Consider the following 212-nt stretch of genomic DNA (forward strand, 5'->3'; position numbering starts at 1 on the left):
CACTTGCCGATGCCGCATTTCATACGCATTTCCAGGGTGGTTACGATCTGTTCGTCCTTAAAACCCAGCTTCTGCAATGACTGCAGGGCGAACTTGATCATGATCGGAGGCCCGCAGGTGACCGAAACCGTGCCTGCCGGGTCCGGGGCCAATTCCTCCACATAAGCCGGCACGAATCCCACATGGCCTTGCCAGGCCTCTTCAGGATTATC

Annotated in this window: 1 pseudogene; it reads right to left on the reverse strand. The window is 56.6% G+C overall.

What is annotated here, in order from left to right:
- Window positions 1-212, reverse strand: a pseudogene (locus tag B3W37_RS02205) (hydrogenase); the annotation flags it as partial.

This window comes from Syntrophomonas sp. UBA5494, assembly GCF_002426325.1.